Raw genomic sequence first — 24316 nt, 5'->3', positions numbered from 1 at the left:
CAAACAGGCATCGGTCCCGCCCGGAATCCGGGTCAGGGGCCGTATCTTTTTTGGGGGAATGGTCCGTGCGGGAAGCACGCAGTTTGTGGCAATGCCACGACAATCTGCCGCTTTCCTTGTGCGGCGGCCGTCCGGTTCAGTATAATGGGAGAAAACCCGTAACACGGGACAAAACCGATTGCCGCCTGTGTGACGTTCAGGGGCTGCGGCTGAAAAGGTGGATCAACCATGGAAAAGACATACACGAAACACGATATCATCGAAAAGGCGAAAGAACTCGCCGAAATGATCAGCGCGACTGAAGAAGTGGAGTTCTTCAAGCGGGCGGAAGAGCAGATCAACGACAACAAGAGTGTCCGCGAAAAAATCGCGAGCCTGAAGAGCCTTCAAAAGCAGGCGGTCAATTTCCAGCAATACGGGAAGGAGCGCGCACAGCAGCTCGTTGAAGGCAAGATCAGCCAAATCGAAGAAGAGCTGGACAACATGCCAATCGTCCGTGAATTCAAGCAGAGCCAGGTGGATGTCAACCAGCTTCTCCAGCTCGTCTCCAACACGATTGCCAACGATGTCACGAACCGCATCATCGAAGAGACCGGCGGAGATCTTCTCCGGGGCGAAACCGGATCCCAGGTGAGAAATGCACCGGGCAAACTGAATTAATCCAGCTTCACCGCGAATCCGCAGGGTTTCGGACAAACATGTCCGGATCCCTGTTTTTTTTCTGCATCGGCCAGTTTGGCCGAGCCCGCATTCATCATCCTCGTTGCGGATTCATATGATTGAATGGACAGCACCGGAACCGGAAGAAAGATGGGCGTTTTTTTCACTATCCGGGCGTTTGATGCATAAGATGGACTGAAGTGAATGAGGAGGGTTGACCCTGAAAAACTTACGGCAGATCGTCACGAAAGCGGTTGTCGCCAAAGGGAAGAAACGGTCGGAGTCGACTGAAGTGCTTTGCCCGCCGAACAAACCGTCGGGCATTCTCGGATGCTGGATCATCAATCACCATCATCAGGCCAAGAAAAACGGAAAGTACGTCGAGGTGACGGGCAAGTACGATATCAACGTCTGGTACTCTCACCACGACCACTCGAAGACATCCGTCTATACGGAAACGATTCATTACCGTGACCGCATCCGGCTCCATTACCGGGACGGAAGCACGGGCGGCCATGAAGAGGTTTACGTTAAAGTGATCCAGCAGCCGAATTGCACAGAAGCAGTCATCACGAAATGCGGTGAGAAATTCAGTGTCTCGGTTGAGCGGGAACTTCTTGCCGAAGTGGTCGGGGAAACGAAAGTCTGCATCCAGGTACATCCTCATGATTTTGAGGAGGAATGGCATTTCGGTGAGGAGAGCTCTTCCTCATCCACGGGAGGGCACGGCAAAAAGTCGCACCCGGGCGGAGAAGGCAGCAAGGACTCCAGTTCACTCTAGCCCCGCGCGGCAATCCGGCATTGTTCATCCATTCGGCAAAAGGCAGAGACTGACGGCCCTTTCGGGGGACCGGCAGACCTCTGCCTTTTGCGTTGCCCTCAACAGCCTGCCGCTCGGGTCACAAGCCGCCCGCCTCCGCGAAGCGGGCTTCACTGCGCCGTCCGTCTTGTGCCGGTCGCGGCATACCGGCCCGCTTCGCTTTTGATCGTCCAGCTGCGCGGGCCTGCCGCTCGGGTCACAAGCCGTCCGCCTCCGCGAAGCAGGCTTCGCTGCGCCGTCCATCTTGTGCCGGTCGCGGCAGAACGGCCCGCTCCGCTTTTGATCGTCCAGCTGCGCGGGCCTGCCGCTCGGGTCACAAGCCGTCCGCCTCCGCGAAGCAGGCTTCGCTGCGCCGTCCATCTTGTGCCGGTCGCGGCAGAACGGCCCGCTTCGCTTTTGATCGTCCAGCTGCGCGGGCCTGCCGCTCGGGTCACAAGCCGTCCGCCTCCGCGAAGCGGGCTTCACTGCGCCGTCCGTCTTGTGCCGGTCGCGGCATACCGGCCCGCTTCGCTTTTGATCGTCCAGCTGCGCGGGCCTGCCGCTCGGGTCACAAGCCGTCCGCCTCCGCGAAGCGGGCTTCGCTGCGCCGTCCGTCTTGTGCCGGTCGCGGCATACCGGCCCGCTTCGCTTTTGAGTGTTATAATTGAGGTGAATAATTTAGACATACGGGAGTTGTGGGACATGGCGGGATTGACACCGATGATGCGGCAATATATGGAGATCAAAGAAGAGTACAAGGACGCTTTTCTGTTCTTCAGGCTGGGCGATTTTTATGAAATGTTCTTTGACGATGCCCTGAAGGCAGCGCAGCTGCTGGAAATCACCCTGACTTCGAGGGAGGGGGGACAGGCGGGCCGGATTCCGATGTGCGGAGTTCCGTTCCACTCGGCGTCTTCCTACATCGAGACCCTTGTCCGCAAAGGTTACAAGGTGGCGATCTGCGAGCAGACGGAAGACCCGGCGCTTGCCAAGGGAATCGTCAAACGGGAGGTCATTCAGCTCATCACGCCCGGAACCTTGACGGAAGGCCGGTCGGTGGGCGAAAAGTCCAATGTGTTCATCGGATCAGCCGGACGTACGGAAGCGGGGGAATATGCCCTTGTCCGGATCGACCTGTCGACCGGCGAAGGCGTTGCCACGCTTGCGGGCCATGATGAGAAATCATTGATCTCCGAGGCGGAGTCGCTGAAGATCCGCGAAATCGTGGTGCCCGACGAGCTGTATCTTTCGTTGCATGACCTGGCCCGTTCGCGGAACATCCTTTTGTCGGTGGAGGAAGAAGAGAGTTTTCCGGACGGCGGCGGGGAATTGGCCGGACAATGCCCGCCCGCAATCCTGCCCGCGGCGGCCCGGCTGCTCCGATATTTGGAACGGACACAGAAACGGTCGCTCGGCCATATCCGCCCGATCGATTATCGGGAGCGCCGCGCCGTACTCTCGATCGATCCGAACTCGAGGCGGAACCTGGAGCTTGTGCAATCCATACGGGGTGGAGGAGAAAAAGGCTCCCTTTACTGGCTGCTGGACGAAACCGTCACTGCAATGGGCGGCAGGAAGCTGCGCCAATGGATCCACGAGCCGCTTGCCGGCAGGGATGCAATCCTCAACAGGACGGACACCGTCGGGGAATTCATGGAAGCATTTTTCGCCCGTGGGGAAGTCCGGGATCTGCTCAAGGGTGTCTATGACATGGAACGGCTTGCCGGGAAAGTGGCGTTCGGCAATGCGACGGGACGCGACCTGGCCCAGCTGCGACGGTCGCTTGCGCAGGCGGCGCCGATCCGGACTGCGCTGCAGAACAGCGGGACCACCCGGCTGGCGGCGTTTGCCGGTGAGATTGATCCATGTACCGAGGCGCTCGGTATGCTGGAGGCGGCGATTACAGACGAGCCCCCGATCAGCAACAAGGAGGGCGGCGTGATCCGGTCCGGCTTCAACCGGCGGCTGGACGAGCTCAGGGACGCTTCCCGCAACGGCAAGGACTGGATTGCTGCGCTTGAAGCGGAGGAGAGGCGGCTGACCGGCATCAAGTCGCTTAAGATCGGCTACAACCGGGTATTCGGTTACTATCTGGAAGTGACGAAGTCGAATGTCCACCTTGTGGACACCGGCCGGTACGAGCGCAAGCAGACGCTTGCGAATGCGGAACGCTATATCACGCCCGAACTGAAGGAAAAGGAAGCCCTCATCCTCAATGCGGAAGAGGAGGCGCTGATCCTCGAAACGGAACTGTTCAACGAAGTGCGGGAGCGGGTCAAAGCCCATATCCGCGAAATCCAGGACCTTGCCGACCGGCTGAGTTCACTTGATGTGCTGGCGGGATTTGCGGAAGTGGCTGAACGCTACCGCTATGTCCGGCCGGAATTCCATGACGGCCGGTCGATTGTCATCAGGAACGGACGCCATCCGGTCGTAGAGAAAATGCTGGATGACGGAACCTATGTCCCGAACGACTGCGTGCTGGATGACTCGGCGAACATGCTCCTCATCACGGGTCCGAACATGTCCGGAAAAAGTACATACATGCGCCAGGTGGCCCTGACCGTGATCATGGCGCAGATCGGCTGCTACGTGCCGGCAGATTCCGCCGAATTGCCGGTCACCGACCAGATCTTCACACGCATCGGCGCGGCGGACGACCTGGCCGGCGGGCAAAGCACATTCATGGTGGAAATGATGGAATCCCGGCATGCGCTTGCCCATGCGACCGCCGACAGCCTGCTGTTGTTCGATGAAATCGGCAGGGGGACTTCAACGTATGACGGAATGGCGCTCGCACAGGCAATGATGGAGTTCATCCATGAAGAAATCGGTGCAAACACCCTGTTTTCGACCCACTACCATGAACTGACCGGATTGTCCGAAAAGCTCGGAAGGCTGAGGAACGTTCATGTATCGGCAGCCGAGCAGAGCGGACACGTCATCTTCCTGCACAAGGTGAAGGAAGGCCCTGCAGACAAAAGCTACGGCATCCACGTGGCCGAGCTGGCGGGTCTCCCGGAAACGGTCATCCGCCGGGCGGAAGGGCTTCTTAGAGAATTTGAATCTTCCTCGGCTGCGGGCGGCAGACCGGACAGTCCTGAAAGTGATCAGCTTTCCCTCTTCGGTGAAGTGGTTGAAGGGGAGCAAGAACAAACCGGACATGCGAAGCTCGCCGAGGAAATCAAGGGCCTAGACCTTCTTCGCATGACGCCGATGGATGCATTCCAGTGGCTGCATGAACTGCAGGAGAAGATCAGACGGGAAGGGAGATAAAAAATGGGCCAAATCATCCTGATGGACGAACCGCTTTCCAATAAAATCGCGGCGGGAGAAGTGGTGGAGCGGCCGGCTTCCGTCGTCAAGGAACTGGTCGAAAATGCGATTGATGCAGAAGCGACCTCGATCGAAGTCCGGCTGGAGGAAGCCGGGCTGAAGGCGATCCGCGTGACGGACAACGGCAGGGGCATGGACGGCGGCGATGCTGTGCTTTCCTTCTCGAGACATGCAACGAGCAAAATCGGCAATGAGCATGATTTGTTCAGGATCCGGACGCTCGGCTTCCGAGGCGAGGCACTTGCCAGTATTGCGGCTGTCGCAAAAGTCGAAATGACCACATCAGACGGCGAAGCAGCCGGCATCCGCGTACGGGTCGAAGGCAGCCGGCTCATCGAGCAGGAGGGAGCCCCTTCGCGCAAGGGGACCGACATTACGGTGTCCCAGCTGTTTTACAACACGCCGGCACGCCTCAAATACTTGAAGACGCTCCAGACAGAGCTTGGCCATTCGATCGACTACATGAACCGGATGGCGCTCAGCCACCCGGGAATCGCTTTCCGGCTGCTACACAACGGACAGGAACATCTGAGGACATCGGGCAGCGGTGGCCTGCTGAAAGTCATTTCGGACATATACGGGGCCGGCACCGCCAGGAAAATGCTCCGATTTGACGGCGAGTCGGCAGACTACAGGGTATGCGGATACTGTGCCGTCCCGGATATCACAAGAGCCTCGAAAAACTATATGACCGTGCTCGTCAACGGCAGGTGGGTCAAAAGCTTCACGGTGACGAAAGCCGTGATCGACGCGTATCACACCTACCTGCCGATCGGACGATTTCCGATTGCGGTCATCTCGATCGAGGGCGACCCGTATCTCACCGACGTGAATGTCCATCCGGCCAAGCAGCAGATCCGTCTGAGCAAGGAGGGCGAATTGTGTGGGCTTATCCGCGACTCGGTGCGGCAGGCCGTCGCGGGTGCGCTCGGTGCTCCTGCCGCCAAGCCACCTAAAGAGCCCCGGCCGAAATCGGAGCAGACGGTTCTTTGGAGGAGCGCCGGGGAAGATCTCCGCCCCTCGCCGCCGGCCGGCTGGAATTCCGGATCCCCGGCCCCGTACATGCTGCCGGAAAAGACGGCAGAGCGGATCGGCGGCGGACACCCTCAATCGGAAGGCGGCTCATATCCGGAAAATGATTCAGGCACGGCCTTGGATTTTTCTCAGTCCGCCGTCGAGCAAGCCGGCGGACTGCCGGACCGCATCGTTCCGGAAAGCCCGCCTTATCCGAAGCCGTTTGATGAGCCGGCTGCGGTCAAGGAGGAACCGGCGCCCGGCTTGCCGGAAAACCCGAGGAAAGTGCCGTTTGAGGAACTGGAAGTCGTCGGTCAGATTCACGGGACTTACATCGTCGCCCAAAGCCCGGACGGATTTTATATGATCGACCAGCACGCGGCGCAGGAAAGGATCAAGTATGAGTTTTTCCGGGAAAAAGTGAAGAATGTGGATCCCGGCGAGCGTCAGGCACTCATGATTCCGATGACGTTCCACTATCCTCCCGACGATATGGAGCGGATCCGCGAAGTGCAGGGCGTCCTCGCAAAAGCAGGCATTGAGCTGGAGGAATTTGGCCACAATGCGTTCGTCGTCCGAGAGCACCCGTCATGGTTCCCGGCCGGCGCCGAAGAGGATATCATCGAGGCGCTCGTCGACCAGGCGCTTGCTGAGCGCCGGACAGACATCGGCAGGCTGCTTGAAGAGACGGCGATCATGATGAGCTGCAAGCGCTCGATCAAGGCGAACCATTTCCTTACCAGGACCGATATGGAGCGCCTGCTGACCGACCTCGGCCGGGCTGAGAGCCCCTACACTTGTCCTCACGGCCGACCGGTCATCATTCATTTTTCCACATATGAAATCGAGAAGATGTTCAAGCGGGTGATGTAGAGGAAAGGAGAGAAGCGGATGGATACTTATATCCTGTCGATCGATCAGGGGACGACAAGTTCCCGGGCCATCTTGTTCGACCGGGAAGGCCGCAAAGTTCACAGTGCCCAGCAGGAGTTCAAGCAATACTTTCCGCAGCCTGGATGGGTGGAGCATGACGCAAACGAAATTTGGGGCTCGGTCCTGTCCTGCATTGCGGCCGTGCTCAGCGAGAGCGGCGTCAGCGAAAAACAGATTGCCGGCATCGGCATCACGAATCAGCGGGAGACGACGGTTGTCTGGAACAAAAAGACGGGACGCCCGGTGTACCGGGCGATTGTCTGGCAGTCCCGTCAGACGCAGCCGATCATTGACGCACTGAAAGAGGACGGCCGTGAAGCCCTGTTCCGCGAAAAAACCGGGCTTGTGCTCGATCCCTATTTCTCCGGGACGAAAGTGAAATGGATCCTGGACCGTATGGAAGGTGCACGGGCCCGGGCCGAAAACGGAGATCTCCTGTTTGGAACGATCGACAGCTTTCTCATCTGGAAGCTGTCCGGCGGGGCCGTGCATGTGACGGATGTATCGAACGCATCACGCACACTCATGTACAACATCCACGAACTGAAGTGGGACTCCGAACTCTGCACAATTCTCGGTGTGCCGGAGGATATGCTTCCGGAAGTGCGGCCATCTTCCCAAATTTATGCGGAGACTTCGCCGACCGTCTTCTTCGGAGAAAAGATCCCGATCGCTGGAGCTGCCGGCGACCAGCAGGCGGCTTTGTTCGGACAGGCCTGCTTTGAAAAAGGGATGGCCAAAAATACTTACGGAACGGGCTGTTTCATGCTGATGAATACGGGCGATGCGCCGGTTTCCTCAAAACACGGACTGCTCACAACGATCGCCTGGGACATCGGCGACGGGGTCAAGTATGCACTTGAAGGCAGCGTGTTCGTCGCCGGATCCGCGGTCCAGTGGCTCCGCGACGGACTCCGGATGCTGAAATCGGCCGGCGACAGCGAAGACTACGCCCGGCGTGTGGATTCCACGGAGGGGGTGTATGTGGTACCTGCATTTGTCGGGCTCGGCACCCCCTACTGGGACTCTGAAGTCCGAGGGGCGGTGTTCGGCCTGACCCGTGGCACCGACAAGGAGCATTTCGTGCGGGCGACGCTTGAATCTCTCGCCTACCAGACGAAGGATGTCCTCGATGCGATGGAGAGCGATTCGGATTTATCGGTGGAAAATCTCCGTGTTGATGGCGGTGCGGTCGCCAACTCGTTTCTCATGCAATTTCAGGCGGACATTCTCCAGAGCACCGTCGAACTGTCTGAGTTCAATGAAACGACCGCTCTCGGCGCGGCCTATCTGGCCGGCCTTTCCACCGGTTTTTGGCAGGACTGCGATGAAATTGCCGATATGTGGCGCAGCAGGGAAGTGTTCAGCCCGAAAATGGAAGGGCCGCAGCGCGACAGGCTGTACGGCGGCTGGAAACGGGCGGTGGAAGCGGCGAGGGCGTTCAAGTGACGGATGTGTAAAACCGCTTCTGTTCAAAAAGAGAGGGAGGCGATCAGATGTTTTCTACTCTATTGAGGCCGAAGATGAAGCAGCATGCGGCCGGATTTCGTTTTGATGTTCTTGTGATCGGCGGAGGGGTCACCGGCGCGGGCATTGCGCTGGACGCGGTGACGAGGGGCATGTCGGTTCTGCTCGTCGAGATGCAGGACTTTGCAGAAGGCACGTCCAGCCGGTCCACGAAGCTTATCCACGGCGGCCTGCGCTACCTCAAGCAGATGGAGCTCAAGATTGTGGCGGAAACCGGCCGCGAACGGAAAATTGTCTATGAGAATGCGCCTCATGTCACGGAGCCGGAGCGCATGCTGCTGCCATTTTACAAAGGCGGGACATTTGGACCGCTCATGACGTCGGCAGGCTTGACGGTGTACGATTTGCTCGCCGGAGTGGAAAAGGATGAGCGCCGGACGATGCTGTCTCCGGAAGAGACGCTTGAACTCGAGCCGCTGCTTAAACAGGATGGACTGCTTGGAGGCGGCAATTATGTGGAATACCGGACGGACGACGCCCGGCTTACTCTGGAGACTTTGAAAAAAGCAGCCGAAAAAGGAGCCGTCTGTCTTAATTACTGCAAAGCGGAAAGGTTTGTCCATGAAGGCGGAAAGATTGCGGGCGCCGTCATCCGCGACGGACTGGACGGCACTGTGTTCAGGGCCGATGCGGAGCATATCGTCAATGCGGCCGGACCCTGGGTCGATGAAGTGAGGAAGATGGACGGAAAAGGAAACAACAAGCACCTCAAACTGTCCAAGGGCGCCCATATCGTCATCGACAAGTCCCGGTTCCCGCTCCGTCAGGCAATTTACTTTGACGGTCCGGACGGACGAATGCTCTTTGCCATTCCGAGGGGACGGAAGGCTTATGTCGGAACGACCGACACGTTCTATGAAGGCAATCCCGCAGATGTCAAGGCGTCAGAAGAAGATATCCGCTACCTTCTGGAGGCCGCCGACTGGATATTCCCGGGGACGCGGCTGCAGCGGGGAGACGTCGAGTCAGCTTGGGCCGGTGTGCGGCCGCTCATCCACCAGGAAGGGAAAGACCCTTCCGAAATTTCGAGGAAAGATGAGATCTGGGAATCCGACAGCGGACTTCTGACCATTGCGGGCGGAAAACTGACGGGTTACCGCAAGATGGCCGAACACGTCGTCGACCGCATTGCGGACCGGTCTTCAGGTGAAAAATGGGGGCCTTGCGTGACAAAGCACCTGCCGCTGTCGGGCGGCGACTTTGCCAGTCCCGTTGACCTGCCCAATTTCATTGAAGGGAAGACCAATGAAGCCGAGCTTTACGGGCTCAGCAGGGAAGAGGGCAGGGAAATCGCCGCATTTTACGGAACAAACGCGGATGCGGTGTTCAAGTTTGCCCATGCCGCAGGTGCCGGGGACGGGCTGAGCGCTGCGGACCGTGGCCGGATCCTTTACTCGGTCCATCAAGAGATGGCCGCCGTGCCCGCAGACTTTCTCGTGAGGAGAAGCGGATGGCTGTTCTTTGACGTGGAGAAGGCGAGGGCGGTCGGTCCTCAGGCGGCCGCTTATATGAAGCGGCTGCTCGGCCCTTCGGCGGAGCGGCGCGGAGGGAAGGAAGAACTCAGGCGCCTGCTCGGCGAAACGGCAGGACGGGAAAGGTGATGAGGCAATGGACAGAATGACGATTCATATGACGGACGGGCAGATGATCAGTGCCTTTGTGCTGGAGCCCGCCGGCACTCCAAACGGCCACATCCATTTGCTTCACGGGATGGCGGAGCATATCGGCAGATACGAAGGGTTTGCAAAGCGGCTCAGGGATGCGGGGTACATCGTCAGCGGACACGATCACCGGGGCCACGGAGAGACATGCCGGATGAACGGCATCCGGGGGTATTTTGCAGAGAAGGACGGCTTTGAACGGGTTGTAAGGGACGCCTACGAAGTCATCTCCTTCCTCCGGGCAACACATCCTTCTCCGGATTTCACTTTGTTCGGCCACAGCATGGGATCGTTCGTCGCCAGGAGATACGCCCAGCGCTACGGAAGCGGCCTGGACCGGGCGATCTTCATGGGTACCGGTGCGCATCCGGGCCCTCTTCTTTCGGCGGGGCGTACCGTCGCTGCCGCTTATTCGGCAGCCGGGGCGGAAAAAGAGCCGAACCAGCTTCTGAACTCCCTCACATTCGGCAGCTACAACAGCAAGTTCAGCGACGAAGGGTCTCCGTTCGCCTGGCTCTCTGAGGATGAAGAGGCAGTCCGTGCCTACATGGATGATGAAGATTGCGGATTCGTCTCGACCACCGGATTCTTTTCGGATCTGTTCGACGGCCTCGACCTGATCCACCGCGACCGGGAAATCCGCAAGATGCCGGCTTCCCTTCCGGTGCTGATGATTTCGGGTTCGTCGGACCCCGTCGGCGAAGAGGGAACGGGGGTTTTCAAGGCGGCCCGGCAGATGGAGAAAAACGGCGCAGAACGAGTGACCGTCCTGCTGCTGGAAGGGGGACGCCACGAGATCCTGCATTCCCGCCACAGAGACGCCGTCGTCCGCTTCGTGCTGGAATGGATCCGGAAATGGGGAGGCAAATGAACCGCTGGCCCGAGGTGGTGGCGATTGTCGGCCCGACCGCTTCGGGAAAAACGGCACTGAGCGTCCGGCTTGCCGAAGAAACCGGCGGGGAAGTCATCAACGGTGACGCGCTTCAGGTTTACCGGGGCCTTGATATCGGCACGGCCAAGATAACGGCAGAGGAAATGCGCGGCATCCCGCATCATCTGTTTGACATATTGGACCCGTCGGAAAGTTTTTCGGTGTTTGATTACCAGCAGCGGGTACGGGAAAAGATCCGGGAAATCAGCGGACGCGGAAGGCTGCCGATCCTTGTCGGGGGAACCGGGCTGTATGTTCAGGCGGTCCTTTATGATTTCCGCTTCACGGAAAGCCGCACCGATCCTGATTTTCGCCGCAAGATGGAGATGCTGCTGGAGCGGGAAGGGCCGGAAGCACTCCACCGGGAATTGGCGCGGCTTGATCCGGAAGCGGCCCGCGCCGTGCACCCGAACAACACGAGACGGGTGCTCCGTGCACTCGATATTGTCGGGGTGACCGGCAGGCCGCGTGCCGAACTGGAGGACGAGGGAAATCAGCGCCCGGTCTTCCGCCATCTTCTCGCGGGGCTCGATATGGACCGGGAGAAACTGTACGAGCGGATCAACGAAAGATTTGACCTCATGATGGACAGCGGATTCACCGGAGAAGTGGAACGGCTTGCCGCTGCGGGACTGGTGGACAGCCAGGCGATGAAAGCGATCGGCTACCGTGAGATTGCCGCTGCGCTGGCCGGGGAAACCGGGATGGAAGAAGCCGTGGAACTGGCCAAACGGAACACGCGCCGCTATGCAAAGCGCCAGCTCACCTACTTCCGGAACAAGCTGGACGTCCACTGGCTGGACGCGGGTTCGGGCACTGAAAACAATTTGACGGAAATTCTGAAATTATTGAAGGAATTCGATGATGGGAGCCGAATGTAATTAATAACGGAGTGATCCATCAAAAAGAGAGAGCGGAGGAGTATGCAATGAAGCCGGTCAATATCCAGGACACGTTCCTGAACCAACTGCGCAAAAACGGTGTGTTCATCACCGTCTTCCTGACAAACGGATTCCAGCTGAAGGGACAGATCAAGTCCTACGACAACTTCACCGTCCTGCTTGACTCGGACGGCAAACAGCAGCTGATCTACAAGCACGCCATCTCGACGTTCGTCCCGTCGCGTCCCATCAACCTGGCACCGCCCGAAACGAAGAACGAAGAATAAGAAAAGCCTCCGGGAGCGGCCGCTCATCCGGAGGCTTTTTATTGTGTTAGACCGGGGGCCGGCAATCAGGAAACGAGCTTGCGGACGGGCAACCGCCATCCGAAGCGGGCCGAGAAAATACGGAGCACCGCCACTGTCGCTGCGACCAGGTAAAGCCCCCAGTCGGCCATCCCTGCACCGAGTGTGACCGCAATCCCGGCAATCGCGGCCCAAACCGCATAGATTTCCTTCCTGAGGACGAGCGGCCGCCTGCCCGCGAGAAGATCGCGGATCATGCCGCCTCCGGCTCCCGTCAGGACGGCAGCCACAATCGTCGCAGACATGCCGAGGCCGAGCTGTACCGCCATCATCGCCCCCTGCACGGCAAAGGCGGCGAGCCCGACGGCGTCAAATGAAGTGCCCCATCTGGACCAGTGCCGGATGAGCCGGTTCGGAAACAGGAAAATGACCGTAATCGACACGAGGGCGATCCGGAACAGCATCTCCTGTTCCCATAGGGCGGAAACCGGAACGCCGATGAGCACGTTTCGGAATGCCCCTCCGCCGAACGCAGTCACAACGCCCAGCATATAAACACCAAAGAGATCGTATTCCTCTTCCATGGCAATGACGGCACCCGAAACCGCAAATGCGACCGTGCCGATCATGCTCAGTACTTCCCAGGCCAATTTACATTCCTCCCAATCCGCCGCCGGCCGTTCTACAAAAGTGTATCAAAGAAGCCTGGTTATGCAAGGTCCCGGAACAGGGCCGCGGCGCGTGTTATACTGAAGGGGAATCTTTGCAACCAGAGGAGACGTAACGATGAATTCATTTTTGAACACACTGCCGGCTGCCGGCGGACGGATCGGACAGTGGCTCGAAGAATCGGAAGGCAAAATTGCCCCCTTACTGAAAAAAACCGATGAAACGGCCCTTTTCAACCAGGCAAAAGTGCTTGCCGCATTCCGCGATAACCGCGTATCGGACCATCACATGAATCCTTCGACAGGCTATGGATACGACGACGAAGGCCGCGACGTGCTGGAACGGGTTTATGCAGCCGCATTCGGCGCGGAGGCGGCGCTCGTCCGGAACCAGATCATTTCGGGGACGCACGCAATTTCCATTGCGCTGTTCGGCATTCTCCGTCCGGGCGATGAACTGCTTTATATCACCGGTCAGCCGTACGACACACTTGCCTCGATCGTTTCGGGACCAAAGGGGCAGGACACGGGATCCCTGAAGGACTTCGGTATTTCCTACCGCCATCTGGACCTCAACGCGGACGGCACCGTCGATTTTGAGGCAGTCCGCGGGGCGGTCGGTGAAAAGACGAAGATGATTGCCATTCAGCGCTCAAAGGGCTATTCGCTGCGCCCGAGCTTCACCGTCGGCCAAATCGGTGAAATGGTGAAGGAAATCCGCAAGATCAAGCCGGAGGCCGTCATTTTCACGGACAACTGCTACGGTGAATTCGTCGAAGAAAGGGAACCGACCGAGGCGGGTGTCGACCTGATGGCCGGCTCGCTCATCAAGAACCCGGGCGGCGGGCTTGCCAAAACGGGCGGCTATCTTGCCGGCCGGGCTGAACTGATCGAGAAATGCGCTTACCGGATGACTTCTCCGGGTATAGGAGCAGAGGCAGGTGCATCCCTCGGAACCTTGCCGGACATGTACCAGGGGTTCTTCCTGGCGCCCCACGTGACGGCGCAGGCCGTGAAAGGGGCCATTTTCACATCGGCGATGCTGGAGGCTGCGGGCATGGAGACGTCTCCCCATTACTCGGCGGACCGCACGGATCTGATCCAGTCGGTTTCGTTCGGGAACGCCGATCAGATGATTCGCTTCTGCAGGGAAATCCAGTCCAATTCCCCGGTCAATGCCCATTTTGCCCCGGTTCCTTCTTACATGCCCGGTTATGAAGACGATGTCATCATGGCAGCCGGAACATTCGTCCAGGGCTCGAGCATCGAACTGACTGCGGACGGACCGATCCGGCCGCCGTACACGGCCTACATCCAGGGCGGGCTGACTTATGAGCACGTCCGGATTGCCATTATGAACGCCCTCGCCTCCCTGGAGAGCGAAGGCCTGCTTGACTAATTGAAAGGATGGTAACGTGAAAAACATTACAAAGGAAGATATCAAGAGTGACATACAGGAGCGCAACGTCAACTTTATCCGGCTGCAGTTCACCGACATTCTCGGCACGGTGAAAAATGTGGAAATCCCGGTGTCCCAGATCGACAAGGCGCTCGACAACAAAATGATGTTCGACGGCTCGTCGATCGAAGGCTTTGTGCGCATCGAAGAGTCGGATATGTATCTTGTGCCGGACCTGGACACTTGGACGGTGTTCCAGTGGGACACCGGATCCGGAAGCGTGGCACGGCTCATCTGCGACGTCCACCGTGCGGACGGGGAGCCGTTTGAAGGAGACCCGAGAAGCAATCTGAAGCGGGTGCTCAAAGAAATGGAAGACCTTGGCTACACGCATTTCAACATCGGCCCCGAGCCGGAATTCTTCCTGTTCAAGCTCGGCATGGACGGTGAGCCGAGCCTGGAACTGAACGACTACGGCGGATACTTTGACCTGGCGCCGACAGACCTCGGTGAAAACTGCCGTCGCGACATCGTCCTTGAACTCGAGTCTCTCGGCTTTGAAATCGAGGCATCCCACCATGAAAATGCCCCCGGACAGCATGAGATCGACTTTAAGTATGCGGACGCCATCCGGGCATGCGACAATATCCAGACGTTCAAGCTCGTCGTCAAGACGATTGCGCGGAAACACGGACTGCATGCGACATTCATGCCGAAACCGCTGTTCGGCGTGGCGGGATCCGGCATGCACTGCAACATGTCCCTGTTCAAGGAAGGAAAGAATGTCTTTGAAGACCCGGAAGGCGAAGAGGGCCTGAGCGGGGAGGCCTACCAGTTCATGGCGGGGCTCCTTCAGCATGCCCACGGATTCACCGCCATCACCAATCCGACGGTGAACTCCTACAAACGGCTCGTTCCCGGCTATGAGGCGCCGGTGTATGTGGCGTGGTCAGGTACAAACCGGAGCCCCCTCATCCGCATCCCGACATCACGCGGGCTCAGCACGCGGATCGAGGTCCGGTCCGTCGATCCGTCGGCGAATCCTTACCTGGCGATGGCCGTCCTGCTTGGAGCCGGGCTCGAAGGGATCCGCGGAAGCATGGAGCCGCCGGAATCGGTCGACGAGAACATCTATGAGATGAGTCTCCGGGAAAGACGCAGCATGGGCATCGAGGACCTGCCCGCAAGCCTGAAGGAAGCCCTCGACCAGCTCGAGAAGGACGAAGTCATCAAACGGGCGCTCGGCAACCATATCTATAAAAACTTCATGGATACGAAAGAAGCGGAATGGAACATGTTCCGCACGACCGTCCATCCATGGGAGCGGGAACAGTATATGAAAATGTATTAAAAAGCACAAGAAAACCGGCGGAAGCAATACATGCTTCCGCCGGTTTTTTCGTGTGCGCAAAAGCGGAATCGGCGGGCGGGCCGGCCATGCGTGGAACGAAATTTTCATATCTCTGTGAGAGAACGCATAGAAATGGGTGTCCGGAACAGCCGCATAGGACCTCCGGACACCCGCGGGTGATCACTGGATATGCCGATAGACGCCAATGACTTTGCCGAGAATGGAGACATTCTCGACGACAATCGGCTCCATCGAAGAATTTTCCGGCTGCAGCCGGAAATGTCCGGCTTCCTTGAAGAAGCGCTTGACGGTCGCTTCGTCCTCTTCAGTCATGGCGACAACGATTTCCCCGTTGTTGGCCGTGCTTTGCTGCCTGACCACCACATAGTCACCGTTGAGGATGCCCGCCTCGATCATGGACTCTCCCATGATCTCCAGCATGAACAACTGGTCCTCTGCACCGCCGTATGATTCGGGCAGCGGGAAATACTCTTCGATGTTCTCGACCGCCGTGATCGGCAGGCCGGCAGTGACTTTACCGACGATCGGCACCTGGACGACATGCGGTTTCTCGATGTTGCCGCCGTCGAGCTCCAAGACCTCGATGGCACGCGGTTTCGTCGGATCCCGGCGGATGAGTCCCTTGTTTTCCAGTCGTGCGAGGTGTCCGTGCACGGTGGAACTGGAGGCAAGGCCGACGGCTTCTCCGATTTCCCTGACGGACGGCGGATAGCCCTTTGTCCTGACTTCCTCTTTGATGAAGGTCAGGATCGCCTCCTGCCTCTTGGACATCTTTTTCAATCCATTCACCTCTTCTTTGGCTCGATTCTACTTGTTTCCAGTATATCAGCCGTCTCAATGAAATGCAAACATAGGTTCGAGGATTGGAGTTGACAAAAACACCTGTTCGCATTATGATGGGGCTATCATACGAACATGCATTCGAAAAACAGATCAGGAGGCTCAACCATGGACTTTATCCGCAACCATTCATTCTCGTTTTCTTTCATTTTACTGGCAGTGATCCTGGCGTTCGCCATGCCCGACGGTGCAGAAGAGCAGGGGGCAGGCACGCAGGAAGTGACGGTCGCCCAGGGGGATTCCCTGCTGTCGCTGCACGCACAGACTGACACTTCACTGCCTGCAGACCGCTGGGTGGAGGAAGTCCTCCGGCTCAACGGCAAGCCCGACACAACTTTGCTGGCCGGCGAGACAATCATCGTTCCGGCTACGCCGGCCTACTCAGACGATATCCTCCTGGCCGGTGGAGACAAATGAAGCGGGGAGAGGACACATGCGTGCTCTACTGCCGGGTGAGCACCGAAAAAGAAACGCAGGACTTGTCGCTTGAGCGCCAGGAAGAGGAACTTCTTGCCTTTGCCGATGAGCTGGGATTCCCGGTCGGCGGGGTGTTCCTTGACCGCCACAGCGGCTACGACATGGACCGTGACGGACTGCTGGACCTGATTGACCACGTCAGGGAAAACGGAACGAAAGCCGTACTGGTTCAGGATGAGACACGCCTTGGCAGAGGAAATGCCAGGGTCGCCGTTTTACATCTGCTGAGCAAGGCCGGCGCCTCCACTTTTACACTGACCGACAAGGGGCCGGTCGCCCTCAATGAAATGGACACGATGCTGCTGGAAATCCTGGCCATCGTCGAAGAGTACCAGCGCAAGATGCACAATGCAAAGATCAAGCGGGGCATGAGAAGGGCCGTGGAAAAAGGCTACCGGCCGGAGAGGAACCTGAAAAAGAAAGGGAATCCGGAAGGAAGGGAGCGGATTGACGTTCCGCTCGCCGAGATTGTGAGCCTGCGCGACAAAGGGCTGACGTTTGAGGAAATTGCCTCCACGTTGAGAGGGCTGGGCCATGATGTCAGCAAGGCGACGGTGCACCGCCGCTTCAGGGAATATATTGAAAATGGGGAGCCGAGCGAATGAGTTGCGCCGGCTCCTCTTTTTTCTTAGGCTTAAATGCATAGCCCGGTGCCCGGTCGCCATTATAAGGCGGCCGTCTTTTCGTCCGGAGAGCACCCGCTGCTGACACGGTTCGGTGCGAGATGTCCGGGTATAGAATAAAGAACACGCAAGCGCGGGGAGATCGGTTGTTTCTTCCCGGCACTTCGAAACCCGAAAGGAGATTGACCATGCTATCACAAGAAAAAATCGCACGCATCAATGAATTGGCCAACAAGAAAAAGACCATCGGACTATCGATGGAAGAAGCGAAGGAACAGTCCGCACTCCGCAAGGAATACCTGGACGTGTTCCGGTCATCGATGAAAGACACCATCGAAAATGTCACTGTCATCGACCCGGAGGGCAAAGACGTGACACCAGAAAAAGTGAAGGAAGCAAAGAAAGGAAAATACCCGAACTGACCGGCTGTTTGAAGGCAGGTTGTAAAGAATCCTTTCCTCGACTAAACTAAAGAGGCAGTATCAATCGTACGTGAAAGGATGTCGAAAATGCCGACAAACGCAGATGCTCTAGCAATCACCACGATTCGCACGCTGTCCATCGATGCGATCGAAAAAGCCAACTCCGGCCACCCTGGTCTTCCGATGGGTGCCGCACCGATGGCTTATACCCTCTGGACGAAACATCTTCATCACAATCCCGCCAATCCAAAGTGGTTCAACAGGGACCGCTTTGTCTTGTCTGCAGGCCACGGCTCGATGCTGTTGTACAGCCTGCTCCACCTGGGCGGCTACGACCTGCCGCTTGAGGAGATCAAGAACTTCCGCCAGTGGGGATCCAAGACACCGGGCCACCCGGAATACGGCCACACGGCAGGCGTGGAAGCCACGACGGGCCCGCTCGGACAGGGAATCGGGATGGCAGTCGGCATGGCGATGGCAGAGCGGCACCTGGCTGCAACCTACAACAAGCCGGGCCACGACATCGTGGATCACCATACATTCGCGCTCTGCGGTGACGGCGATCTGATGGAAGGTGTCGCCAACGAGGCCATTTCCCTTGCAGGTCACCTGCAGCTCGACAAACTGATTGTCCTCTATGACAGCAACGACATCACGCTTGACGGCGAACTCGGCATGAGCTTTTCCGAAAACGTGAAAAAGCGCTTTGAATCCTACGGTTGGAACTACCTCCGCGTGGATGACGGAAACGACGTGGAATCCGTTTCAAATGCAATTGCCGAAGCGAAAGGCAACAAAGGCGGCCCGACAATCATCGAGGTGAAGACGATCATCGGATACGGCTCGCCGAATAAGTCCGGCAAAGCGGACGTGCACGGCGCCCCGCTCGGCGAAGATGAAATGAAGCTCGTCAAGGAATATTATAACTGGACATTCGAAGAAGACTTCCATGTCCCGGATGAAGTGTATGAAACATTCCGCGACGCCGCGAAACGTCAGGGCGAAGGTCCTGAACAGGCGTGGAACGAGCAGCTGGAGGCTTACCGCAAAGCTTATCCGCAAGAGGCGAAGCAGCTCACCGATGCGATCGAGGGGCGCCTGCCGGAAGGATTCGACAGTGGGCTGCCCGTGTATGAAACCGGAAAATCGGTCGCCACGCGCAGCGCATCCGGAGATGCCATCAATGCCCTCGCAAAATCCGTGCCGTCGCTCTTTGGCGGAAGTGCCGACCTTGCAGGTTCAAATAAAACGGCGATCAAAGGATCGGCGGACTTCCTGCCGCACGATTACGCGGGCCGCAATATCTGGTTCGGCGTCCGAGAGTTTGCAATGGGCGCGGCACTCAACGGCATGGCGCTCCACGGCGGCCTGAACGTGTTCGGCGGAACCTTCTTCGTATTCAGCGACTATGTCCGCCCGGCGATCCGGCTGTCCGCACTCATGGGCGTGCCGGTCACCTATGTCTTTACGCACGACAGCATTGCGGTCGGCGAAGACGGACCGACCCATGAGCCCGTGGAGCATCTCGCATCGCTTCGTGCCATGCCGCATCTGTCGGTCATCCGCCCGGCAGACGGCAATGAAACCGCAGCGGCCTGGAAGCTGGCCGTGTCTTCGGAATCCGTTCCGACGGTCCTCGTCCTGTCCCGGCAAAACCTGCCGGTGCTCGAGCATACTGCGGAACTGGCATCCGAAGGCGTTTCGAAGGGGGCGTATGTCGTCTCCGCTGCGGAAGGCGGAGAGCCGGACGGACTGCTTCTGGCAACCGGGTCCGAAGTCGCGCTAGCGGTGGAAGCCCAAAAACGGCTCGCCGCAGACGGAATCCGCGTGAATGTTGTGTCCATGCCTTCCTGGGATCGCTTTGAGCAGCAGGAGGACGCGTACAAAGAGAAAGTCCTGCCTTCTGCCGTCAAGAAACGCCTGGCCATCGAAATGGGCGCTTCGTTCGGCTGGCACAAGTATGCAGGCGGCGAGGGCGACGTCCTGGCCATCGACACATTCGGCGCCAGCGCACCGGGCAACACCGTCATCAGCGAATACGGATTCACTCCTGAAAACGTCGCAGCCCGCTTCAAGAAGCTGCTCGGCTGACCCAACCCATCAAGCCACCGGTGCTCCGGAGAGGACATTGTCCTCTTCGGAGTTTTTGTAATTACACGTCCTCCGCTTTTGGTTCATCCAGCTGCGCGGGCCAGACCCTCGGGGTCATAAGTCATGATGCGCCGCGAAGCAGGCTTCGCTCTGCATCCTGCCTTATGCCCGTCGGGTCTTGGCAGGCCCGCTCCGCTTTTGGTTCATCCAGCTGCGCGGGCCAGACCCTCGGGGTCATAAGTCACGATGCGCCGCGAAGCGGGCTTCGCTCTGCATCCTGCCTTATGCCTGTCGGGTCTTGGCAGGCCCGCTCCGCTTTTGGTTATTCGACAAAAGTAGTGGGGTTCTTCTCCGTAACCTGACACGGTTTTCTGCATAAAGCCGGTATGATGGTTAAAAAAGAGGGGGCGCGGTCATGCGGGTGTATACCATCTATGAAGTGAAAGGGGATCACCGGTCGTTTGTCATCGGCCGGGAGTCGTTGCTTGAGGAGATGCTCGGCGGCGATCACGGCAGCCGTCCGGTTCACCGGGAGGACGGCCGGGAAGTCCGGTACCTGTGCAGGCCGATATGCCGGGAAGCGGTGTCCGAGGCGTTGATGGGCAGATTGGACGGACGTTTTCCGGAAATGGGGCGTGACGGGGAGGAGCTGATCTTCCACCATCCCGTGAAGGGTACGATCCGGATCGGTTTCGGGCCGTACAGCCTGACGGTCGGTTGCGAGGGCACGCGGATGCTGGATCTGGACTTGTTTGCCGGGCTGGCCGGCGTCAGCGGCCATTACTTTGCCGTGAGGGAAGGAAGCCGCGAGTGCGGGTGGCTGAAGCCGGTGCGCTTTTGGGAAAGCGGATTTGTGTCTATCCGGGAATTATGCGGAAACAGTAGTCGCTGATAATTTTTTGTTGTATACTTCTCCTTGGTGCACTATCCGTGAAATCGACTGCACGAAGGAGGAACTCTCATGGCGACCGCTTGGTGGATTGTCCTGATCATCGTCGCTTTGCTCGCCGGGGTGGCTCTCGGCTTTTTCATCGCACGTAAATATATGATGAATTACCTGAAAGAGAACCCGCCGATCAATGAACAGATGATCCGGATGCTGATGATGCAGATGGGGATGAAGCCATCCCAGAAAAAGATCAATCAGATGATGGCTCAAATGAACAAGATGAACGACAAGTGATCCAGACAAAAAAACGCGCCTCCTCAAGGGAGTGCGCGTTTTTGAATGGGTTCAGCCCGGCAAAAAGCCGTTGCGGCTGAGAAAACCCTTTACTTCAGCCTCGTATTCCGCGGCATTTTCATTGTATGACTGGGCATGGCCGCCTTTTTCGAACAAGCGGATTTCCTTTGGCTCCGGGGTCAGCCGGTAAAGTTCCCGTGTCATGTCCGGCAGGATGAAATCATCTTCCAGACTGTGAATGTACAGCACGGGCTTTTGGATGTCCGGAGCCGTTTTCCTTGGGGACACGAGGCTGAGGGTGTAGCCGTCCCGCACCCGCAGGAAGATGTTCGCCAGACGGATTGCCAGCCCCGTACGGAACGGCGTGTCTCTTCTGAGGATGTATAGCACCTGATCCGTAAAATCGGAAAACGGGCAGTCTGCCACATAGAAATCCGCGCGGTCCCCGCCCATCCCTGCATAAAGCAGTGCGGTAGCGGCTCCCATCGATTCGCCGTGAATGCCGATGACCGCCTCCTCTCCCGCGTAATTCCGAAGCTCGGCCACCACGGCGGCCAGGTCTGTTTTCTCATAATGGCCAAAACTCGTCGTCTTGCCCTCGGAGTCGCCATGCCTGCGGTGATCATAGATCACGGAGTTGAATCCGAGCCGTTCGAACATCCGGGCATATTTCACCGAGTTGATCTTGTTTTCGGTCACGCCGTGACAGATGATGACGTAGTGATTTGTCTCGAGCGGCTCGAGCAGAACCGCCATGAGCCGGTATCCGTTCGGCGATTCCACCCAGCGCTCCTGTTTGGCGACCGAGTCGTACCAGCCTTCGTCAAACCGCTTCGCATTGATTTCGCGTTGGCGAATAAAGTCGTCTTCTTTCTTTTTCATGTACATCAGTTTGTTGGTGGCGATGAATCCGGCGGCAGAGCCGATGGCGGCGGACACCCCGGCAACGATTCCGGTTGCCACGGCAAACCGTTTTTTTCTGGATTCCATAAGGTGTCCTCCTTTTCCGGATTATTGCTTGGGTTGGCCATTTTGATGCAAAGTATACATCCCGGATGCAAGCGGACGCGAAACGGTGCCGGCAATCTCATCGACCGCCCGGCAAACCGCATCGACAGAAACTCCGGTTGCCACGCCCATACGTTCAAGCATGTAGACGACGTCTTCGGTGGCGACGTTGCCCGTTGCGCCGGGCGAGAACGGACAGCCGCCGAGACCTCCGGCAGAAGTGTCGAACCGGTCAACTCCGGCCTGAAGGGAAGCCAGGATATTGGCAAGTGCCATTTTCCTCGTGTCATGGAAATGTGCCGTGATGAGCAGATCGGGCAATTCTTCCTTCAGCCGGCTGAACAGGCGGTAGCTTTCGGCTGGATCTGCCATGCCGTTCGTGTCCGCGACGCTCAATTCGTCCGCGCCGAGCTCGGCAAATTGCCTGCACAGCTCTAACGTCTTCTCGGGGTCGACGGGGCCTTCAAACGGACAATGGAATGCCGTTGAGATGCAGGCGCGCACGAAAAGGCCGTCTTTTTTCAGCTGCCGGATCTGCGGGGCCAGGCCCTCCATGCTTTCTGCGGTGGAGCGGTTGATGTTTTTCTTATTGAATGAATCAGAGACGCCGACGAACACGGCGATGCTGTCCGCTCCCGCCGCCTTTGCATTTTCGATGCCGCGTTCGTTCGGCGCAAGGACAAACTGCCGGCCGGTGCGAGGGACGCTGTCCATGATCTGCGCCGCATCCCCCATCTGCGGCACCCACTTCGGCGAGACGAATGAAGTCACTTCCATCTCGCGGATGCCCGCATCCTGAAGCGCGCGGATGAACCGGAGCTTGACGTCCGTCGGAACTTCATTCTTCTCATTCTGCAGGCCGTCACGCGGCCCGACCTCGATTATTGTTGCTTCTTTTGGTAAACTGAACATGATGAACCCCCTCCCATCTATCATTTTAAGGATGGGGACGGGGCATGGCAACTTTACAGAGGACGGAAAGGGGTTAGGGGTATGTCAAACGAAGTGGTGATTGTAAGCGCTGTCCGGACGGCGATCGGGTCGTTCCTCGGCGCATTGAAGGATGTTCCGGCAACTGAGCTTGGAGGAATCGTCATCAAAGAAGCGTTGAACCGTGCCGGTGTGGACGGAGGCAACGTAGATGAAGTGATCATGGGCAACGTTCTCCAGGCGGGGCTTGGCCAGAACCCGGCACGCCAGGCCGCGATGAAGGCGGGCCTGCCGGAAACCGTTCCGTCGATGACGATCAACAAAGTATGCGGCTCCGGTCTGAAGGCAGTGCATCTGGCGATGCAGGCGATCAAGGCCGGGGACGCCGACATCATCGTTGCTGGCGGCATGGAGAATATGAGCCAGGCGCCTTATCTGGTAAAAGGTGCACGAGAGGGCTTCAAGATGGGCGACCAGAACCTCGTCGACAGCATGATTTCCGACGGGCTATGGTGCGCGTTCAATGACTATCACATGGGCGTGACGGCGGAGAACCTGTGCGACCGCTACGGGATCAGCCGCGAGGAGCAGGATGAATTTTCGGCCCGGTCGCAGTCCCGTGCAGCGGCTGCCATTGAAGCCGGCCGTTTCAAAGAGGAGATCGTGCCGGTTGAAATCCCGCAGCGCAAGGGAGACCCGGTCGTCTTTGACACAGACGAGTATGTAAAGGCCGGGACGACGGCGGACAAGCTTTCAAAGCTCCGTCCTGCGTTCAAGAAGGAAGGAAGCGTGACGGCCGGGAATGCTTCGGGCATCAATGACGGCGCTGCGGCGTTTGTCGTCATGTCTAAGGAGAAGGCGGACGAACTTGGCATCAAGGGCCTCGCCGTCATCAAGGCCAATGCCAATGCGGGCGTAGACCCTGCCGTCATGGGGATCGGTCCCGTCCAGGCGGTCCGCAATGTGCTTGAAAAGGCGGGGATGGAACTCGCGGACATGGACCTGGTGGAGGCAAACGAGGCGTTTGCGGCCCAGTCGATTGCCGTCGACAAAGAACTCGGGTTTGACCACGACAAGCTGAATGTCAACGGCGGCGCCATTGCGCTCGGACACCCGATCGGTGCGAGCGGTGCCCGGATCCTCGTGACGCTGCTCCACGAAATGGAGCGGCGGGACGCGAAGAACGGCCTGGCGACCTTGTGCATCGGCGGCGGCCAGGGTGTGGCCACAATCGTCACCAGGCCGTGAGAAAGTGA

The 24316-nt window shown here is 58.1% G+C and carries 24 protein-coding genes; 18 read left to right on the top strand and 6 right to left on the bottom strand.

The features are described from left to right. Positions 1-228: 228 nt before the first annotated feature. Positions 229-660: a YlbF/YmcA family competence regulator gene (locus ACFFIY_RS02540; protein WP_354199140.1), complete on the top strand. Its 432-nt coding sequence runs from the start codon at positions 229-231 to the stop codon at positions 658-660. Between the two features lie 220 nt (positions 661-880). Beyond that, positions 881-1441, top strand: coding sequence for an outer spore coat protein CotE (gene cotE, locus ACFFIY_RS02535; RefSeq protein ID WP_376837171.1), 561 nt, complete (start codon positions 881-883; stop codon positions 1439-1441). 149 nt (positions 1442-1590) lie between these two features. On the opposite strand, the gene ACFFIY_RS02530 is transcribed toward cotE, so the two are convergent. Both ACFFIY_RS02530 and ACFFIY_RS02525 read right to left on the bottom strand, forming a co-directional pair. Continuing rightward, a complete protein-coding gene (locus tag ACFFIY_RS02530; RefSeq protein ID WP_376837169.1) occupies positions 1591-1914 on the bottom strand; it encodes a hypothetical protein in 324 nt (107 codons plus the stop codon). 27 nt (positions 1915-1941) lie between these two features. Next, positions 1942-2145 carry a hypothetical protein gene (locus ACFFIY_RS02525; protein WP_354198464.1) on the bottom strand — a complete coding sequence of 68 codons (204 nt, stop codon included), beginning with the start codon at positions 2143-2145 and terminating at the stop codon, positions 1942-1944. Between the two features lie 16 nt (positions 2146-2161). Between ACFFIY_RS02525 and mutS the strand changes: the two genes are divergently transcribed. The 7 genes from mutS to hfq are packed head-to-tail and all read left to right on the top strand — an operon-like array spanning position 2162 to position 12029. Continuing rightward, positions 2162-4735 carry a DNA mismatch repair protein MutS gene (mutS, locus tag ACFFIY_RS02520; protein ID WP_354198466.1) on the top strand — a complete coding sequence of 858 codons (2574 nt, stop codon included), beginning with the start codon at positions 2162-2164 and terminating at the stop codon, positions 4733-4735. Between the two features lie 3 nt (positions 4736-4738). Continuing rightward, complete coding sequence (mutL, locus tag ACFFIY_RS02515; protein ID WP_354198468.1) at positions 4739-6682, top strand: DNA mismatch repair endonuclease MutL; 1944 nt, start codon at positions 4739-4741, stop codon at positions 6680-6682. A gap of 18 nt (positions 6683-6700) precedes the next feature. Then, positions 6701-8191, top strand: coding sequence for a glycerol kinase GlpK (glpK, locus tag ACFFIY_RS02510; RefSeq protein ID WP_354198470.1), 1491 nt, complete (start codon positions 6701-6703; stop codon positions 8189-8191). A 47-nt stretch (positions 8192-8238) separates the two neighbouring features. Beyond that, on the top strand, positions 8239-9870 hold the full coding sequence (locus tag ACFFIY_RS02505; RefSeq protein ID WP_354198472.1) for a glycerol-3-phosphate dehydrogenase/oxidase: 1632 nt from the start codon (positions 8239-8241) through the stop codon (positions 9868-9870). A 7-nt stretch (positions 9871-9877) separates the two neighbouring features. Further along, positions 9878-10801 (top strand): alpha/beta fold hydrolase, encoded by a 924-nt coding sequence (locus ACFFIY_RS02500; protein ID WP_376837167.1) that lies wholly within the window; start codon positions 9878-9880, stop codon positions 10799-10801. Next, a complete protein-coding gene (miaA, locus tag ACFFIY_RS02495) occupies positions 10798-11742 on the top strand; it encodes a tRNA (adenosine(37)-N6)-dimethylallyltransferase MiaA (RefSeq protein WP_354198476.1) in 945 nt (314 codons plus the stop codon). The genes ACFFIY_RS02500 and miaA overlap by 4 nt, the downstream gene beginning before the upstream one ends. Positions 11743-11789: 47 nt before the next feature. Further along, positions 11790-12029 (top strand): RNA chaperone Hfq, encoded by a 240-nt coding sequence (gene hfq, locus ACFFIY_RS02490; protein WP_354198478.1) that lies wholly within the window; start codon positions 11790-11792, stop codon positions 12027-12029. Positions 12030-12094: 65 nt separating this feature from the next. On the opposite strand, the gene ACFFIY_RS02485 is transcribed toward hfq, so the two are convergent. Beyond that, positions 12095-12697 (bottom strand): trimeric intracellular cation channel family protein, encoded by a 603-nt coding sequence (locus tag ACFFIY_RS02485; protein WP_354198480.1) that lies wholly within the window; start codon positions 12695-12697, stop codon positions 12095-12097. Between the two features lie 136 nt (positions 12698-12833). Between ACFFIY_RS02485 and ACFFIY_RS02480 the strand changes: the two genes are divergently transcribed. Both ACFFIY_RS02480 and glnA read left to right on the top strand, forming a co-directional pair. Further along, on the top strand, positions 12834-14114 hold the full coding sequence (locus tag ACFFIY_RS02480) for a methionine gamma-lyase family protein (RefSeq protein ID WP_354198482.1): 1281 nt from the start codon (positions 12834-12836) through the stop codon (positions 14112-14114). A 16-nt stretch (positions 14115-14130) separates the two neighbouring features. Then, complete coding sequence (gene glnA / locus ACFFIY_RS02475) at positions 14131-15465, top strand: type I glutamate--ammonia ligase (RefSeq protein WP_354198484.1); 1335 nt, start codon at positions 14131-14133, stop codon at positions 15463-15465. A 180-nt stretch (positions 15466-15645) separates the two neighbouring features. On the opposite strand, the gene lexA is transcribed toward glnA, so the two are convergent. Next, positions 15646-16266, bottom strand: a complete 621-nt coding sequence (gene lexA / locus ACFFIY_RS02470; RefSeq protein ID WP_354198486.1) for a transcriptional repressor LexA — start codon at positions 16264-16266, stop codon at positions 15646-15648. A 168-nt stretch (positions 16267-16434) separates the two neighbouring features. Between lexA and ACFFIY_RS02465 the strand changes: the two genes are divergently transcribed. The 6 genes from ACFFIY_RS02465 (at position 16435) to ACFFIY_RS02440 (ending at position 21122) form a co-directional block, all read left to right on the top strand. Continuing rightward, positions 16435-16743: a hypothetical protein gene (locus ACFFIY_RS02465; RefSeq protein WP_354198488.1), complete on the top strand. Its 309-nt coding sequence runs from the start codon at positions 16435-16437 to the stop codon at positions 16741-16743. Continuing rightward, the gene (locus tag ACFFIY_RS02460; protein WP_354198490.1) at positions 16740-17408 is read left to right on the top strand and encodes a YneB family resolvase-like protein; all 669 of its coding nucleotides are present in this window, start codon (positions 16740-16742) and stop codon (positions 17406-17408) included. The genes ACFFIY_RS02465 and ACFFIY_RS02460 overlap by 4 nt, the downstream gene beginning before the upstream one ends. A 206-nt stretch (positions 17409-17614) precedes the next feature. Next, a complete protein-coding gene (locus ACFFIY_RS02455) occupies positions 17615-17848 on the top strand; it encodes a DUF896 domain-containing protein (protein ID WP_354198492.1) in 234 nt (77 codons plus the stop codon). A gap of 87 nt (positions 17849-17935) precedes the next feature. Next, a complete protein-coding gene (tkt, locus tag ACFFIY_RS02450; RefSeq protein ID WP_354198494.1) occupies positions 17936-19939 on the top strand; it encodes a transketolase in 2004 nt (667 codons plus the stop codon). A gap of 415 nt (positions 19940-20354) precedes the next feature. Continuing rightward, entirely contained in the window at positions 20355-20831 is a 477-nt protein-coding gene (gene sirA, locus ACFFIY_RS02445) for a sporulation inhibitor of replication protein SirA (RefSeq protein ID WP_354198496.1), read from the top strand. A gap of 69 nt (positions 20832-20900) precedes the next feature. Beyond that, positions 20901-21122 (top strand): YneF family protein, encoded by a 222-nt coding sequence (locus ACFFIY_RS02440; protein WP_354198498.1) that lies wholly within the window; start codon positions 20901-20903, stop codon positions 21120-21122. Between the two features lie 51 nt (positions 21123-21173). Here ACFFIY_RS02440 and ACFFIY_RS02435 read toward each other — a convergent pair whose 3' ends face one another. After that, positions 21174-22112 (bottom strand): alpha/beta hydrolase, encoded by a 939-nt coding sequence (locus tag ACFFIY_RS02435; protein WP_354198500.1) that lies wholly within the window; start codon positions 22110-22112, stop codon positions 21174-21176. 21 nt (positions 22113-22133) lie between these two features. Beyond that, complete coding sequence (locus ACFFIY_RS02430; RefSeq protein ID WP_354198502.1) at positions 22134-23042, bottom strand: hydroxymethylglutaryl-CoA lyase; 909 nt, start codon at positions 23040-23042, stop codon at positions 22134-22136. An 81-nt stretch (positions 23043-23123) separates the two neighbouring features. Between ACFFIY_RS02430 and ACFFIY_RS02425 the strand changes: the two genes are divergently transcribed. Beyond that, positions 23124-24308: an acetyl-CoA C-acetyltransferase gene (locus tag ACFFIY_RS02425; RefSeq protein ID WP_354198504.1), complete on the top strand. Its 1185-nt coding sequence runs from the start codon at positions 23124-23126 to the stop codon at positions 24306-24308. Positions 24309-24316 lie beyond the last annotated feature (8 nt).

It is taken from the genome of Bhargavaea ullalensis, assembly GCF_042432615.1.
Lineage (GTDB): Bacteria > Bacillota > Bacilli > Bacillales_A > Planococcaceae > Bhargavaea > Bhargavaea ullalensis.
Note: the sequence above shows the minus strand (reverse complement) of the source record. Positions and strands in the feature narration are given on the sequence as shown.

Excerpts from the sequence above, each read along its gene's own strand:
- ACFFIY_RS02505 (WP_354198472.1), top strand. The coding sequence starts at position 8,239 with ATGTTTTCTACTCTATTGAGGCCGAAGATGAAGCAGCATGCGGCCGGA.
- ACFFIY_RS02480 (WP_354198482.1), top strand. The coding sequence starts at position 12,834 with ATGAATTCATTTTTGAACACACTGCCGGCTGCCGGCGGACGGATCGGA.
- ACFFIY_RS02540 (WP_354199140.1), top strand. The coding sequence starts at position 229 with ATGGAAAAGACATACACGAAACACGATATCATCGAAAAGGCGAAAGAA.
- tkt (WP_354198494.1), top strand. The coding sequence starts at position 17,936 with ATGCCGACAAACGCAGATGCTCTAGCAATCACCACGATTCGCACGCTG.
- ACFFIY_RS02525 (WP_354198464.1), bottom strand. The coding sequence starts at position 2,145 with ATGTCTAAATTATTCACCTCAATTATAACACTCAAAAGCGAAGCGGGC.
- ACFFIY_RS02500 (WP_376837167.1), top strand. The coding sequence starts at position 9,878 with ATGGACAGAATGACGATTCATATGACGGACGGGCAGATGATCAGTGCC.
- ACFFIY_RS02425 (WP_354198504.1), top strand. The coding sequence starts at position 23,124 with ATGTCAAACGAAGTGGTGATTGTAAGCGCTGTCCGGACGGCGATCGGG.
- glpK (WP_354198470.1), top strand. The coding sequence starts at position 6,701 with ATGGATACTTATATCCTGTCGATCGATCAGGGGACGACAAGTTCCCGG.
- ACFFIY_RS02440 (WP_354198498.1), top strand. The coding sequence starts at position 20,901 with ATGGCGACCGCTTGGTGGATTGTCCTGATCATCGTCGCTTTGCTCGCC.
- ACFFIY_RS02430 (WP_354198502.1), bottom strand. The coding sequence starts at position 23,042 with ATGTTCAGTTTACCAAAAGAAGCAACAATAATCGAGGTCGGGCCGCGT.
- mutS (WP_354198466.1), top strand. The coding sequence starts at position 2,162 with ATGGCGGGATTGACACCGATGATGCGGCAATATATGGAGATCAAAGAA.
- hfq (WP_354198478.1), top strand. The coding sequence starts at position 11,790 with ATGAAGCCGGTCAATATCCAGGACACGTTCCTGAACCAACTGCGCAAA.
- ACFFIY_RS02435 (WP_354198500.1), bottom strand. The coding sequence starts at position 22,112 with ATGGAATCCAGAAAAAAACGGTTTGCCGTGGCAACCGGAATCGTTGCC.
- mutL (WP_354198468.1), top strand. The coding sequence starts at position 4,739 with ATGGGCCAAATCATCCTGATGGACGAACCGCTTTCCAATAAAATCGCG.
- ACFFIY_RS02455 (WP_354198492.1), top strand. The coding sequence starts at position 17,615 with ATGCTATCACAAGAAAAAATCGCACGCATCAATGAATTGGCCAACAAG.
- miaA (WP_354198476.1), top strand. The coding sequence starts at position 10,798 with ATGAACCGCTGGCCCGAGGTGGTGGCGATTGTCGGCCCGACCGCTTCG.
- ACFFIY_RS02460 (WP_354198490.1), top strand. The coding sequence starts at position 16,740 with ATGAAGCGGGGAGAGGACACATGCGTGCTCTACTGCCGGGTGAGCACC.
- sirA (WP_354198496.1), top strand. The coding sequence starts at position 20,355 with ATGCGGGTGTATACCATCTATGAAGTGAAAGGGGATCACCGGTCGTTT.
- ACFFIY_RS02465 (WP_354198488.1), top strand. The coding sequence starts at position 16,435 with ATGGACTTTATCCGCAACCATTCATTCTCGTTTTCTTTCATTTTACTG.